Source organism: Taklimakanibacter deserti (genome assembly GCA_003574785.1).
The window spans coordinates 180,202-194,689 of record QORU01000011.1; the positions used below are offsets into that span (position 1 = coordinate 180,202).

The following is a 14,488-nucleotide window of genomic DNA, read 5'->3' on the forward strand; positions in this document are numbered from 1 at the left end:
CGGCGGCCGATAGGCTCTTTCACTGAGGCATCGGAATGAGCTAGGTGAGGGGCCATGGCAAAGATCATCGAAGTCGACACCGAGGGCCTGCGGGCCTGGATCGCCTCGGCGAAGCGCACCCTCACCACCGAGAACGAGGCCCTGGCCAAGCTCATCGCGGCGCTCGACGGCCCGCTCGGCATCGCCTTTGGCGAAGCGGTCCGCCTGATCAAGGGGGCGAGCGGGCGGGTGGTGGTCACCGGCATGGGCAAGAGCGGCCATATCGGCCGCAAGATCGCAGCGACCCTCGCCTCGACCGGGACCCAGGCCTTCTTCGTCCATCCCGCCGAAGCCGGCCATGGCGATCTCGGCATGATCGGGCGCGACGACGTCATCATCATGATCTCCAATTCCGGCGAGACGGCAGAGCTGCGCGCCATACTCGACTATGCCAAGCGCTTCGACGTGAAGATCATTGGCCTCACCAGCCGCGCCGAAAGCACCCTCAGCACCCTTTCCGACGTGTCGCTCTGCCTGCCCGATGCACGCGAGGCCTGCCCGATCGGCATGGCGCCGACGACATCGACCTTGCTGCAGCTCGCCATGGGCGATGCGCTCGCCTTGGCTCTGCTCGAGGACAGGGGCTTCAACGCGGCGCAGTTCAAGACCTTCCATCCGGGCGGCCTCCTCGGTGCCGCCCTCACCCATGTGCGCGAGATCATGCACAAGGCGCCGCGGCTGCCGATCGTCGCGCCGGCGACGCCCATGGCCGAAGCATTGGTGATCATGACCCAGAAGAGCCTCGGCTGCCTGGGCGTCGTCGATGACGCCGGCAAGCTTATCGGCATACTGACCGATGGCGACTTGCGCCGGCATATGTCGCGCGACCTCATCGACCTGATGATCGCCGATGTCATGACCTCGACGCCGCGCACCATCACGTCCGACATGCTGGCCTCGGAAGCGCTCGAACACCTGAATTCCTCGAAGATCACCGCTCTGTTCGTGGTCGATGACGAGAACCGGCCGATCGGCCTCGTCCACGTCCACGACCTGCTGCGGCAGGGCGTTAAGTGACTCCTCGCCCTCGTAGGCGTTAAGTTAACCGTGCACGCCAAATCTCCCTCCACCGCGCGAAGCGCGGCGGAGGGAGACGCGTACATGTGGAGCAGCCGATTAAGCGGGCTTGCTCGCCGGCTCGACGACGAGCCGCGTTCCATCGACGCTCTTGACCTTGACCCATTCGCCCTTGTCGCGATCGGATCCCGTCACCACCCACAGCGTGTCGTCGATCCTGACTTTGCCGCGCCCGTCCACGATCGGCTCGTGCAGCACATAGGAGTGCCCGACAAAGTCATACATGCGCTGGTTGAGGTTCGTGGCCTCGCCTTCCGGGAATTTCACCCGCGGCCGGACGAACAGGACGAAAAGCGCCGAGAGCACGGCGAAAAACGCGATCTCGATCTGCCAGGAAAGATCGGCGAAGAGGTCGATGACGCCGATCACCGCCGCGGCGAGCCCCAGCCACATGAAGAACACGCCGGGCAGCATCAGCTCGATGAGGAGCAGGATGCCGGCGATCACCCACCAGGTCCAGCCGCCGAGAAAGGGAAGGAACTGCTGCATCAGCCGTCTCTTGGAGGCTCAGGGCTTGTGCGGGACCGCGGGGACACTGCTGCTGGCGCTACCGCTGCTGCTGCTACTGCTGCTCGACTTGCGCTTGGGCGTGTGTGCCGCCGTCTGGTCGGAGGGACCGCCGCCAAAAGTCTCGCGCGCGATCTCGGCGATGCCGGTCAAGGAGCCCATCAGCGATGACGCCTCGAGAGGCAGCATCAGCACCTTCTGGTTGGGCGCGGTCGCCAGCGCCTCGAGCGCCTTCACGTAGTTGTTGGCGACGAAATAGTTGATCGCCTGGATGTTGCCGCCGGCAATGGCCTCGCTCACCATGAGCGTCGCCTTGGCCTCGGCTTCGGCGGCGCGCTCGCGGGCTTCCGCATCGCGGAAAGCGGCTTCGCGGCGGCCTTCGGCCTCGAGCACCACCGACTGCTTCTCGCCCTCGGCGCGCAGGATCTGCGACTGCCGCTGGCCTTCCGCTTCGAGCACCGAGGCGCGCTTGTCACGCTCGGCCTTCATCTGCCGCGCCATCGCTTCGACGAGATCGCGCGGCGGGCTGATGTCCTTGATCTCGATGCGGTTCATCTTGATGCCCCAGGGCGATGCCGCCTGATCGACGACCCCGAGGAGGCGGTGATTGATCTCGTCGCGTTGCGACAGGAGGCTGTCGAGATCCATCGAGCCCATCACGGTGCGGACATTCGTCATCACCAGATTGAGGATGGCATTTTCGAGATTCTGCACCTCATAGGCGGCCTTGGCCGCCTCGATGACCTGGAAGAAGGCGACACCGTCGACCTTCACCATGGCATTGTCGCGGGTGATGACTTCCTGGCTCGGCACGTCGAGGACGCGCTCCATCATGCTGAGCTTGTGGCCGACCCGGTCGAAGAAGGGCACGATGATTCCCAAACCCGGTGGCAGCGTGCGGACATAGCGGCCGAAACGCTCGACCGTGTAGTTCGAGCCTTGCGGAACCATCCGGATCGAGCGCAAGAGACCGAACAGGACCACGGCCAGCAGAATGATGACCGCTATACCAGCGCCTTCGAACATAAGCCGTCTCCAAACCTCAAATTAGGAAAGTAGTCAAGCGCCCTCTCTGGGGAGCTACCATAGGGGCACGTTGATGAATCGCAAGCCCTTTCATAGCCACCCGGCCAGTTCCTGGCGAATTAACAATGCCATCATGGTAATGGCGACGTCCGAATCGTTAAGACACGGCACAGCCGAAAAGTTTATTCCGCCATTTTCACGAAATGTCTCGGCGAGGCCGATGGCGACTTCCTCCAGCGTCTCGACGCAGTCGGCGGCGAAGCCCGGCATGACCATCACCAGATGGCGCACGCCCTGGCCGGGCAGGCTCGCCACCGTGTCCTGGGCATAGGGCTTGAGCCATTCGGCGCGTCCGAAGCGCGATTGGAAGACGAGCCTGAGCTTGGTCTCCGAAAGATCGAGCTTCGCGCGCAACAGCCGGGTGGTTTCCTGGCAATGGCGATAATAGGGATCGCCGGCCGCGACATAGCTTTCCGGCAGGCCATGATAGGAGGCGAGGATGACATCGGGCACCCAGTCCAGCGTCGCCAGATGCGCATCGATACTCTCAGCCAGCGCATCGATATGGACGGGCTCGCCATAATAGGGCGGGACGAATCGCAAGGCCGGCTGCCAGCGTAAGTCCGCCATGGCCTCGAAGACCTTGTCCGCCACGGTTGCCGTCGTTGCGGCGCTGTATTGCGGATAGAGCGGGAAGATCAGGATGCGCTCGCAACCCTGCTCCTTGAGCGCCTTGAGACGTTCGCCGACCGGTGGTGAGCCGTAGCGCATGCCCCAATCGAGGAGGATCGGTCCATCGCCGCGCAGCTCGGCTGCGAGCTTCTCCGCCTGGGCGCGGGTGATGGTCTTGAGCGGCGATTCGTCCAGCTCGCGGTTCCAGATCTTCTCATAGGCATGGCCGCTGCGTTTCGGCCGCGTCGTCAGGATGATGCCGTTGAGAATGAACCACCACAGGAGCCGGTTGGTCTCGACGACTCTGGGATCGGAAAGGAACTCCTTCAGGTAGCGGCGCATCGGCCAGTAGGACGTCGCTTCCGGCGTTCCCAGATTGACGATGAGGACGCCGATGCGGCCCTTGACCTTAGGATCGCCGCTCTCTGCGAGGTTCAGCATGATGGACTTTGCAGTACCGGATTGTTAACCAAAGCGGAAGAACCGGCGACACCTTAACGCAACCCCAAGCCGCCCCCAGATATGAGACGAGCAGGGCTATAGGAACGGGCCGGAACATCATGCCGACGCTGAGCGATGGGCCTCTCGGGCAATGGGGAAGGCGCTCCTTGAGCGAGCCTCACCAGGCCTCCGGCCCGTTCGCCCATGACCTCGGCTCCCGGCTCAAATTCGACACCGGCAGGTTCCGCGCCGAGCAGCTCGCTCCCCTCGCCCAGTTCCGCCCCTATGTGATGGGCGCCAATATCCTCGCGGTCCTGGTCATCCTGTGGTTCGGCTCGGGATCGGTGAACGATCCCTGGCTCACGGCCTGGACCGTGGCCCAGGCGGCATTGACCGTGGCGGTCCTGCGCGCCTGGTCGAAAAGCCGCAACTTCCTCACCAATACCCGCCGCACCATCGGGCTCATCGAGGCGGCGAGCCTCGCTTTCGCCGTCCTGTGGGCCTTTCCTCCGCTGCAGCTCTTCCCCCATGCCGCACGGGAAATGCAGCATGTCATCACCGCGATCTCCTTCATCGCCTCGGTGACCGGCGCTTTCGCGCTCACCCGGCTGCCTTCCGCATCGATCGCCTTCACCGCCGTGGTGTCGGGCGCCATCTTCATCAGCGAGATCCGCCACGGCGAGGACATCGACCTTATCCTGGGCTTCATCGCGGTCGCCATCGCCGTCCTGATGTCGCTGATGAGCCTGGCGCTCAACCGCACGCTCATCCGGCGCGCCGCCGACAATTACGAGATGAACCGGCAGAGCGAGTTCATCTCCCTGCTGCTCAAGGATTTCGAAAGCTGCTCCAGCGATCTTTTGTGGGAGACCGACGCCGAGGGCAAGCTCATCTACTTTTCCGACCGCCTGCCGATGCTGATCGGCACGGAAGCCGCATCGCTCATCGGAAAGACCTTCCAGGAGGCGGTGGCGGCTCCCTCCGAAGCCGAGGGCTGGGACGACTTCCTCAAGCTTTCCGGCAATCGCGTGGCGATCGAAGCTTTGCGCCTCGAAGTTAAGCGCGGGACATCGAGCAGCGACTGGTGGATGGTGACGGCGCAGCCGCTCCAGGACCATACCGGAATTTTCCTGGGCTATCGCGGCGTGATCCGCGACATCTCGCTCGAAAGACGGGCCCAGCTCGAGCTGATCAAGGCCAAGGAGGAAGCCGAGCACGCCTCCACCGCCAAGTCGCAGTTCCTTGCCATCACCAGCCACGAGCTCAAGACACCGCTCAACGCCATCGTCGGCTTTTCCGAAATGCTCGTCGCCCAGCGCGACGGTCCGCTGGGCAGCCCGGTCTATGCCGAATATGCCACGACCATCCTGCAGAGCAGCAGCCATCTGCGCAACATCATCGGCGACATTCTCGACGTCACGCGCATCGAGCGCGGCGCTCTGAGCCTGATCGAGCAGGACATGGACGCAGCCGAGATCTTCGAGATCGCTTATATGATGTGCCGCGAGCAGGCCAAGGCGGCCGACATCCCGCTCACCATCGATCTCGATCGTTCGGCGGAAATCCAGGGCGACATCACCCGCATCCGCCAGGTGCTGATCAACCTGATCACCAATGCGATCAAATTCTCCATGCCCGGAAACCCCGTCCATCTCGAGATCGAGCGCTGCGCCAAGGATGGGCTCGCCTTCCTCATCAAGGATCACGGCATCGGCATAGACCCGAAAGACATCGAGCGGATCTTCGAGCCTTTCGAGCAAGGCGACACCGGCGCCGCCCGTCGCCATGGCGGCATTGGCCTCGGCCTTGCGATCGCCCGCCGGCTCGCGCGCCTCCATGGCGGGGACGTAGCCTTGACGAGCACGCTGGGCGCGGGAACCACCGCGCGCTTCGCGCTGCCGCCCGAGCGCGTGAAATGGCCCAAAGCCACTGCGACCTCTGGCGCGGCTTGACTCTCTGTGTGATAGAGAGCGGATGAAACTCAAGAAGCCTCCCATAGCCTTTCTCGGCAGCCGCTTTTCGGCGTCGGCGCGAGATTTCGACGTGGCGCTGTTCGGCGCGCCGCATGGCACACCCTATCGCGGCATCGACAACCGGCCTTACGAGCGGGCGCCCAATGTCCTGCGCAAGGCGCTCAAGGCGGATCAGACCTTCATCGAGTCATGGGATTTCGATTTCGGCGGTCCCTTGCTCGGAAAGGAACACAAATATCGTCTCGCCGACCTTGGCGACCTGCCGACGCAATCGAAGCAGGCGGCGCGCAATCGCAAGATGATCGAGGACTGCACGCGCGCCGTCCTTGCCAACGGCGCCTTGCCGATCATGATCGGCGGCGATGATTCGACGCCTATTCCCTTCATCCAGGCCTTTTCCGATCAGGCCCCGATCACCATCCTGCAGATCGACGCCCATATCGACTGGCGCGAGGAGCGCTATGGCGAGCCGCTCGGCTTTTCGAGCACCATGCGCCGCGCCTCCGAGATGAAGCATGTCGAGAAGATCGTCCAGGTCGGCATGCGCGGCATGGGCTCGGCGCGCGAGAAGGAAGTGCAGGACGCCGAGGCCTGGGGCGCCAAGCTCATCACCGCGGCAGACATTCATGAGCGCGGCATCGGGCTGGCGCTCGACGAGATCGAAGCTGGCGCATCGCTTCTCATCACGCTCGATTGCGACGCGCTCGATTGGTCGATCATGCCGGCCGTCGCCTATCCGACGACCGGTGGCCTGACCCATACGCAAGTGACGCGCCTGATCCAGGACGCCATCGCCAAGGCGAGGCTGGTCGGCTTCGACCTCATCGAATTCGTGTCCAGACGCGATCGGGACGGCATCGGCGCCTTCACCGCAGCCCGGCTCATCTGCAATGTGATCGGTAGTCTCGCCAACCGTTAGAAAGTGCCGTGCGCTGCCGGGACGGCGAGGAAGAAAGTCGGGCGGGACAAACGGATACAGGGAAGATACAGGGTAAAATCCCAAAACACTTGCCTTTCGTGAAGGCTTTTCGAAGAAAGCCTTTGCATTTCAGAATGCTATCTGAGCTTTCTCCACAGTGAACGCAGGGAAGTTGGACACGGCAAAGTGGTCCCAACAGGGATCGGCACAATTCGCCCAGGGAGATTACTCCGCCGCGATCGCCGCCGGCATTTTGGCCTTTCCGGCCCGGAAGGCGTCGAGCAGTTCGGTTTCGCGCGCCTTGGCCTGCTTGAGATGGCGCTCCTTGACATGGCCATAGCCGCGGATGCCCTCGGGCACGCCGGCGATCTCCGCGGCGAGCGCGATATTCTTCGGCGTCAGCGAGCCAAGCAGCTCATCGATGATCGCTTTATATTCACCGATCAGCGCCCGCTCGCGCCGGCGCTCATGGGTGCGGCCGAAGGGATCGAAGGCCGTGCCGCGCAGGAACTTGAACCACGCCAGGACCGTGAAGGCGCGCTTCATCCACGGACCGAACCGCATCTTGCGGGGAACGCCGGTCACCGGGTCAGTCTTGGCGAGGAGCGGCGGCGCCAGGTGGAAAGTGAGCTTGCCGCCCTTGAAGCGCTTGCCGAGCTCGGCATCGAAGCTGCCGTCGGTATAGAGCCGCGCCACTTCATACTCGTCCTTATAGGCCATCAGCTTGAACAGATAGCGCGCCACCGCGCGGGTAAGCTCCACCGATTTGGGCACGACCTCCGCCTCGCGTTGCCTTACCTTGGCGACGAATTCCATATATTGCGCGGCATAGGCGTGGTCCTGGTAGTTGGCGAGGAAGGCTTCGCGCCGTGCCACCATCTCGTCCAGCGTCTCTTCCTTGCTTTCGCGCGGGCCTAAGATCTTCTCGACCGCGGCAAGATCATGCGCGGCGCGCCTGCCCCACAGGAAGGCGTCGAGATTCATCTTCACCGCCTGGCCGTTGAGACGGATCGCCTGCTCGATCGATTGGGCGCTGAGCGGAACGAGGCCCTTCTGATAGGCGAAGCCCAGCGTGAACAGGTTGCTCGCTATGGAGTCGCCCATGAGCGCGGTCGCGATGCGGGTCGCATCGACGAGATGTGCCGCTCCCTTCAACACCCGGCCTTCGATGCGCAGCCGCATCTCGTCGGAAGGGATCTTGAGATCGGCCTTCTGGGTGAAGGAAGCCGGCATGACCTCGGCTATATTGAGCACCGCGTGGGTGCGCTCGGGCGACGCGCCGGCCAGCACCTTCTCGCCCGCCGATGTCACGATATCGCAGCCGAGGATCAGGTCGGCGGCGCCGGCGGCGATGCGCACGGCGGCGATGTCTTCCGGCCGGTTGGCAATCTTGAGATGGCTCACCACCGCGCCGTTCTTCTGCGACAGGCCCACCATGTCGATGATGCCGGTGCCTTTGCCCTCGAGATGCGCCGCCATGCCGAGGATATGCCCGATGGTGATGACACCAGTGCCGCCGATGCCGGTCACCATGATCGACCACGGGCGGTGGAGCGGCGGCAATTTGGGATCGGCGAGGACCGGGAAGACGGCGCCGCTGCCGGGCAGGCTCTTGACGTCGAGGCCGCGGATGAGCTCACCGCCTTCGACGGTGACGAAGCTCGGACAGAAACCTTTGACGCAGGAATAGTCCTTGTTGCAGGCCGACTGGTCGATCTGGCGCTTGCGGCCGAAGGGCGTCTCGACCGGCGCGACGGCGACGCAGTTGGATTGCACGCCGCAATCGCCGCAGCCTTCGCAGACGAGCTCATTGATGAAGACGCGCTTGTTGGGATCGGGATATTCGCCGCGCTTGCGCCGCCTGCGCTTCTCGGCGGCACAGGTCTGGTCATAGATGAGGACCGACGTCCCCTTGACGTTCATGAATTCCTTCTGCACCGCATTGAGATCGTCGCGGTGATGGAAGGTGACATGCGCCGGGAATTGGGCGCCCGAATATTTATCGGGTTCATCCGAGACGACAGCGATGCGCTCGACACCTTCGGCGCGCACCTGCTGGGCGACGATCGGCACACTGAGCTTGCCGTCATGCGCCTGGCCGCCGGTCATGGCGACGGCGTCATTGTAGAGGATCTTGTAGGTGATGTTGGCATCCGACGCGAGGGCGGCGCGGATGGCGAGCAGGCCCGAATGATTGTAGGTGCCGTCGCCCAGATTCTGGAAAATATGCTTGCGCTTGGAGAACGGCGCCTCGCCCACCCAGTTGGCGCCCTCGCCGCCCATTTGCGTCGAGCCATGGGTGTTGCGGGTCGGCATCGACTGGACCATCCAGTGGCAGCCTATGCCGGCATAACCGCGGGCACCCTCGGGCAGAATCGTCGATGAATTATGCGGGCAGCCGGCGCAGAAATAGGGCGTGCGCGCGAGGAGATCGGGAATGTTGCTGAGCCGGCTTTGCACGCCCTTGATCTCTTCCAGCCGTTCGGCGACCGATGGCCAATGCTTGTGGGAGAGGATGCGCTCGCCGATGGCGATGGCGATCTGGTTGGGCTCGAGCGTGCCATAGACCGGGAAGAGATTGTCGCCCTGCTCGTCCTTCTTGCCGACGATGATGGCGTGCTTGCGGTCGTTGAACAGCAACTCGCGCACATGCGTCTCGAGCAGGTCGCGCTTCTCTTCGACGCAGATGATGAGATCGAGGCCGCTTGCGAATTCATGCATGATGGCGGAATCGAGCGGCCAGATGAGGCCGATCTTGAGCAGGCGCAGGCCGATCTTCGCCGCCATGGCCTCGTCGATCCCGAGCTCGTCCAGCGCCTGGCGCGTGTCGAGATAGCTCTTGCCGACGCTGGCGATGCCGATCTTGGGATGGGGACCGCCGCGGAACACGATCTGGTTGAGGCCGTTCGCCTGCGCGAAGGCGATGGCCGCCTGGCGCTTGAAATTGTGGAGGCGCCTCTCCTGATCGTGGCGGTCGTCATTCGGCCTGATATTGAGCCCGCCGGGCGGCATCTTGAAGTTGGTCGGCAGCTTCGGGCGGATGCGATGCAGGCCCGCTTCGATGACGCCGGTCGATTCCACCGTGTCATGCAGGCACTTGACGCCGACCCAGGTGCCGGCGAAGCGCGACAGCGCCCAGCCATAGATCGAATAGTCGTAAAGCTCCTGGAGGCCCGCCGGATTGAGAATGGGAATCATGGCGTCGAGCAGGGCGATCTCGCTTTGATGCGGCACGGTCGAGGATTCGGCACCATGGTCGTCGCCCGCCATGACGAGCACGCCGCCATGTTTCGAGGTGCCCGCCGCATTGGCATGGCGCAGCACGTCGCCGCTCCGGTCGACACCCGGGCCCTTGCCGTACCAGATGCTGAAGACGCCGTCATAGGCGCCCTCGCCCCACATTTCGGCCTGCTGGCTGCCCCAGACCGCGGTGGCGGCGAGGTCCTCATTGAGGCCGGGATGGAACTTGATGGCTTCGGGCTCGAGCTTGGCCTTGGCGCGCTCGAAGGCCTGGTCGACGCCGCCGACGGGCGAGCCGCGATAGCCGGTGATATAGCCCGCCGTATTGAGGCCGGCCTCGCGGTCGAGGGCCTTCTGGGCGAGCGTCGCCCGCACCATGACCTGGGGTCCCGAGATGAACACCCGGTCCTTGGTCAGGTCATATTTGTCGTCGAGCGAAACTGGTGCCTGAGTCATGCCTCTGAATCTACCACTCATGGGCCCAACGACAATAAGGTAGGGATTTCAAGGCAAAAAAGAAATAGCGGCCGGAAAGCACCGCAAACATCGGCAATCTGCTATCGCCCAGACCTGCCGCGACGAAACGGACTTGCGCGGTTCTTGACTTGCGCCACCGGACAGGGCCTAATTGGCGCATGGGGCGAAGCGATCACCCCACAAGGCGACATGCCGAAGCATCGCGTCCTGTTCCTATTTCATGAGGACGCCCATGCCATCTCCCAACACTATTGCTGTCGATAAGCTCGCCCGTCTCGTGGGCCTGCCCAAATGCCCGCATCTCATCGATGTGCGCACCGATGAGGATTTCGCCGCCGATCCGCGCCTCATCCCGGGCTCGGTCTGGCGCCCGCACCCATTGGCCGAGAGCTGGGGCAGCGAGCTCGGCGGCACGTCCGCCATCGTCATCTGCCAGAAGGGCCTCAAGCTCAGCCACGGCACCGCCGCGTGGCTGCGCCATCTCGGCAAGGAGGCGAGCGTCCTCGAGGACGGCTTCGAGGCCTGGTTGAAATCGGGCCTGCCGCTCATCCCTGACGCGAAGCTGCCGCGCCGCGACGGCAAAGGCCGGACCGTCTGGGTGACCCGCTCGCGGCCCAAGGTCGACCGCATCGCCTGCCCCTGGCTCATCCGCCGCTTCGTCGATCCCGACGCCGTCTTCCTCTTCGTCGCCCCGAGCGAGGTCGTCATGGTGGGTGAGCGCTTCGGCGCAACGCCTTTCGACATCGAGGACACGTTCTGGAGCCATCGCGGCGAAAAATGCACCTTCGACACGATGATCGAGGAATTCGGCCTGACGACGGAACCGCTCCTGCGCCTCGCCAGGATCGTCAGGGGGGCGGATACCGCAAGCCTCGATCTCGAGCCGGAAGCGGCGGGCCTGCTCGCGGCTTCCCTCGGCCTGTCGCGCATGTTCGCCGACGATCTGCAGCAGCTCGAAGCCGGCATGCTTGTCTATGACGCCTTCTACCGCTGGTGCCGCGACGCGACCGAGGAGACCCATAATTGGCCGACCAACAAGCCGAAGCCGTGAACGGACTTCAGGTGGAACAAGCAGGAAGGCCGAGCTTCGCCGAGACGTTCAGGACCTGGGCGGAGATCGGCCTTCTTTCCTTCGGCGGGCCGGCGGGCCAGATCGCGCTCATGCATCGCGTGCTGGTCGATGAGAAGAAATGGCTCGACGAGAAGCGCTACCTGGCGGCGCTCAATTTCTGCATGCTGCTGCCGGGCCCGGAAGCCATGCAGCTCGCGACCTATGCCGGCTGGACGCTGCATGGCTGGCGGGGCGGACTCGCGGCGGGCACGCTCTTCGTGCTGCCCGGCGCCGTGGTCGTCCTCGTTCTGTCGATGATCTATGCCGCCTTCGGCCAAGTGCCGTTCGTCGCGGCGCTTTTCTTCGGCATCAAGGCGGCGGTGCTGGCGATCGTCATCGAGGCGCTCTTGCGCGTGGCGCGGCGGGCGCTCAAATTCACGAGCGACTGGTGGATCGCCACGGCGGCCTTTGTCGCTCTTTACATCTTTCAGATTCCCTTTCCGCTGATCATCCTCATCGCCGCCCTCATCGGCTTCTTCCGCGCCACCCCGGCAACTGAGCCGGCAGCGCCGGCCGTCGCGGTCGATTGGCGCTCGACGCTCGCCACCACGGCTTTGTGGCTGGCTCTGTGGCTCGTTCCGCTGGCCCTGATCATCATGGGTTTCGGCTGGAACCATGTCTTCGCGCAAACCGCCCTATTCTTCTCGAAGCTCGCGATCGTCACTTTCGGCGGCGCCTATGCCGTCCTGAGCTACATGGCGCAGCAGGCGGTGGAGACTTTCGGCTGGCTGAAAGCAGATGAGATGATTGATGGCCTGGGCCTTGCCGAGACGACGCCCGGTCCCTTGATCCTGGTCACCGAATTCGTGGGCTACATGGCGGGCTACCGCTTCGCCGGCGGCTTGTGGGGCGGCATCGCCGCGGCCGTCATCACTATATGGATGACCTTCGTCCCCTGCTTCCTGTGGATCATGGCGGGAGCGCCCTATATCGAGCGACTGCAGAACATGCCGCGTTTGTCAGGCGCTTTGGCCGCGGTGACAGCCGCCGTCGTCGGCGTGATCCTCAATCTGACGGTCTGGTTCGCGCTGCATGTGCTGTTCGGCACGCTAGACCGCACGCCTTTCGGCCTGGTGCCGCAATTCGAGAGCCTCGACGTCCCGGCCTTGATCCTGTCCGCCATCGCGGCCACGGCCTTGTTCGCTTTCCATCAAGGGATCTTCAGAACCTTGCTGCTCTGCTCTTTGCTCGGCGTGATCTGGAAGACCTTGTTCTGAGCAGTTTCCCTTTTCACGATAGGCTATTCACATTAAGTTCGTCGCCGATCGAGCAACGGGAGCCGTCATGATCCGCCACATCGTCGTTTTCAGGCTGAAGCATCCGAAGGGATCGGCCGCTGAGAAGAAGTTTCTGGCCGATGCGACGCTGCTCGCGAGCATACCTGGCGTCGGCGCCTTCGAGCAGCTTCGCCAGGTAAGTCCCAAGAACGATTATCACTTCGGCTTCTCGATGGAGTTCACCGACCAGCAAGCCTATTCGGGCTATAACGATCATCCCGATCACGTCGCCTTCGTGCGCGACCGCTGGGTGCCAGAGGTCGAGGCTTTCCTGGAGATCGACTACGTGCCCCTCGCCTAGATCATTTTAGGTCGATCCGATCGGCGCTCAGGATCACGCCGGGATTGAGCAGGTTGTGCGGATCAAAAGCTCTCTTGATGCGGCGCTCGATCTCGCGCCGGCTGGCGCTGTGCCGGCTGGCAACGGCTTCCCGCTTGGCGCGGCCGACTCCGTGCTCGGCGCTGATCGAGCCGTTCAGCTGATCTATCAGAGCATAGAGGTCTGAGAGCAGCTCCGATCGCAGAGCCGTCTTCGAGCCTGGTGGCAAAACGAAGTTGATATGGATGTTGCCGTCGCCCACATGGCCAAAGCTCAGAACCTTTACCCCCGATCCGGACAACCGTGCCTTCGTGCTTTCCGTCCAGCCAAGAAGGCCTGGCAATTCCCGAATCGGGATGGAGACGTCGCTGCGCAGCACATAGCCGTATTTGCTTGCGGCCTCGCTTTGGCTCTCCCGCAGCCGCCACATATTGACACGCTGCGCTTCCGACACAGCGATAGCGCCATCGGCGCATAGTCCTTCGTTGAGCAGAGCTTCGAGCGCGGCCTCGACATGAGCCAGCAAACCGCTTTCGAATGTCCAGGCAACCTCGATCAGAAGATGGAGCGGATGTGGAGCGGAGAGCGGAGACTGGACACCGCTTATTCCGCCGAGCACGTTGTCCACGCAATCCGCGGTGAGGAGCTCGAAGGCGGAGATCAGTTCGCCAAACCGGTCACCGAGGCGGCTGAACAGCGTAAGGACGTCTTCCGCCGCAGTGACGGCCAGCCACACCGTGACGGTTTCCTTCGGCCTGCTGGCCAGCTTCAAGCTGGCGGCCGTGACAACGCCCAACGTGCCTTCCGAGCCGATGAAGAGCTGCTTCAGGTCATAGCCGGTATTGTCCTTGCGCAGCGGATTGAGCATGTCGAGGACACTACCGTCGGCAAGCACGACTTCGATGCCGAGGACAAGGTCGCGCATCATCCCATAGCGCAGGACATTGAGACCGCCAGCATTGGTCGCGATGTTGCCGCCAATGCGGCAAGAGCCACCCGACCCGAGCGCAAGCGGAAACATCCGGTTCGCCTCTTCGGCGGCCGATCTCACCTTGTCGAGGATGCAGCCCGCTTCCACAATGAGGAAGCCCGCAGCCGCATCCATGGCACGGATCTTGTCGAGCCTCTCGACGGAGATAACGACCTGGCTCCCGCTCGCATCCGGAATCCCGCCATTCACCAGGCCTGTGTTGCCGGCCTGAGGAACGAGCGTGATGCCGTGCCGGGCGGCGAGCGCCACGACGCTCGCGACTTCCGCCGTCGTTCCCGGGCGAATGACCGCAGCCGCCTTGCCGGAATATTGCTGCCACACGTCGACTTCGAAGCGGCGCAAGTCATCTTCCGCCATGAGGACGTTGCGCGGGCCGACCAGGCTCCGGCAATCTTCGAGAAACTGGCTGGACACCTCGC

Annotated in this window: 11 protein-coding genes; 6 read left to right on the top strand and 5 right to left on the bottom strand. The window is 63.4% G+C overall.

What is annotated here, in order from left to right; all coding sequences use genetic code 11:
* The first annotated feature begins 54 nt into the window (after positions 1-54).
* Positions 55-1,056, top strand: a complete 1,002-nt coding sequence (locus DS839_RS23215; RefSeq protein ID WP_119272864.1) for a KpsF/GutQ family sugar-phosphate isomerase — start codon at positions 55-57, stop codon at positions 1,054-1,056.
* Positions 1,057-1,155: 99 nt separating this feature from the next.
* On the opposite strand, the gene DS839_RS23220 is transcribed toward DS839_RS23215, so the two are convergent.
* From DS839_RS23220 to hemH, 3 genes are all read right to left on the bottom strand, one after another.
* Complete coding sequence (locus tag DS839_RS23220; protein ID WP_119272865.1) at positions 1,156-1,605, bottom strand: NfeD family protein; 450 nt, start codon at positions 1,603-1,605, stop codon at positions 1,156-1,158.
* Between the two features lie 18 nt (positions 1,606-1,623).
* Positions 1,624-2,649 (bottom strand): SPFH domain-containing protein, encoded by a 1,026-nt coding sequence (locus tag DS839_RS23225; RefSeq protein WP_119272866.1) that lies wholly within the window; start codon positions 2,647-2,649, stop codon positions 1,624-1,626.
* A 90-nt stretch (positions 2,650-2,739) separates the two neighbouring features.
* On the bottom strand, positions 2,740-3,762 hold the full coding sequence (gene hemH, locus DS839_RS23230; RefSeq protein WP_119272867.1) for a ferrochelatase: 1,023 nt from the start codon (positions 3,760-3,762) through the stop codon (positions 2,740-2,742).
* A gap of 167 nt (positions 3,763-3,929) precedes the next feature.
* On the opposite strand from hemH, the gene DS839_RS23235 reads away from it, so the two are divergent.
* Together DS839_RS23235 and DS839_RS23240 are read left to right on the top strand one after the other, a co-directional pair.
* Positions 3,930-5,714 carry a sensor histidine kinase gene (locus tag DS839_RS23235; RefSeq protein WP_162918745.1) on the top strand — a complete coding sequence of 595 codons (1,785 nt, stop codon included), beginning with the start codon at positions 3,930-3,932 and terminating at the stop codon, positions 5,712-5,714.
* 22 nt (positions 5,715-5,736) lie between these two features.
* Positions 5,737-6,654: an arginase family protein gene (locus tag DS839_RS23240; RefSeq protein WP_119272869.1), complete on the top strand. Its 918-nt coding sequence runs from the start codon at positions 5,737-5,739 to the stop codon at positions 6,652-6,654.
* A 225-nt stretch (positions 6,655-6,879) separates the two neighbouring features.
* Here DS839_RS23240 and DS839_RS23245 read toward each other — a convergent pair whose 3' ends face one another.
* On the bottom strand, positions 6,880-10,350 hold the full coding sequence (locus DS839_RS23245) for an indolepyruvate ferredoxin oxidoreductase family protein (protein ID WP_119272870.1): 3,471 nt from the start codon (positions 10,348-10,350) through the stop codon (positions 6,880-6,882).
* 253 nt (positions 10,351-10,603) lie between these two features.
* Here DS839_RS23245 and DS839_RS23250 point away from each other — a divergent pair, with 253 nt between their 5' ends.
* The 3 genes from DS839_RS23250 to DS839_RS23260 all read left to right on the top strand — a co-directional run bounded on the left by DS839_RS23250 (position 10,604) and on the right by DS839_RS23260 (position 13,060).
* A complete protein-coding gene (locus DS839_RS23250) occupies positions 10,604-11,422 on the top strand; it encodes a chromate resistance protein ChrB domain-containing protein (RefSeq protein ID WP_119272871.1) in 819 nt (272 codons plus the stop codon).
* The gene (gene chrA, locus DS839_RS23255) at positions 11,395-12,699 is read left to right on the top strand and encodes a chromate efflux transporter (RefSeq protein ID WP_368911857.1); all 1,305 of its coding nucleotides are present in this window, start codon (positions 11,395-11,397) and stop codon (positions 12,697-12,699) included. The genes DS839_RS23250 and chrA overlap by 28 nt, the downstream gene beginning before the upstream one ends.
* A 67-nt stretch (positions 12,700-12,766) precedes the next feature.
* Complete coding sequence (locus DS839_RS23260; RefSeq protein ID WP_119272872.1) at positions 12,767-13,060, top strand: Dabb family protein; 294 nt, start codon at positions 12,767-12,769, stop codon at positions 13,058-13,060.
* A 1-nt stretch (position 13,061) separates the two neighbouring features.
* Here DS839_RS23260 and DS839_RS23265 read toward each other — a convergent pair whose 3' ends face one another.
* On the bottom strand, positions 13,062-14,483 hold the full coding sequence (locus tag DS839_RS23265; protein ID WP_119272873.1) for an FAD-binding oxidoreductase: 1,422 nt from the start codon (positions 14,481-14,483) through the stop codon (positions 13,062-13,064).
* Positions 14,484-14,488 lie beyond the last annotated feature (5 nt).

Coding starts and splice junctions, on each gene's coding strand:
- DS839_RS23215 (WP_119272864.1), top strand. CDS start 55: ATGGCAAAGATCATCGAAGTCGACACCGAGGGCCTGCGGGCCTGGATC.
- DS839_RS23220 (WP_119272865.1), bottom strand. CDS start 1,605: ATGCAGCAGTTCCTTCCCTTTCTCGGCGGCTGGACCTGGTGGGTGATC.
- DS839_RS23225 (WP_119272866.1), bottom strand. CDS start 2,649: ATGTTCGAAGGCGCTGGTATAGCGGTCATCATTCTGCTGGCCGTGGTC.
- hemH (WP_119272867.1), bottom strand. CDS start 3,762: ATGCTGAACCTCGCAGAGAGCGGCGATCCTAAGGTCAAGGGCCGCATC.
- DS839_RS23240 (WP_119272869.1), top strand. CDS start 5,737: ATGAAACTCAAGAAGCCTCCCATAGCCTTTCTCGGCAGCCGCTTTTCG.
- DS839_RS23245 (WP_119272870.1), bottom strand. CDS start 10,350: ATGACTCAGGCACCAGTTTCGCTCGACGACAAATATGACCTGACCAAG.
- DS839_RS23250 (WP_119272871.1), top strand. CDS start 10,604: ATGCCATCTCCCAACACTATTGCTGTCGATAAGCTCGCCCGTCTCGTG.
- DS839_RS23260 (WP_119272872.1), top strand. CDS start 12,767: ATGATCCGCCACATCGTCGTTTTCAGGCTGAAGCATCCGAAGGGATCG.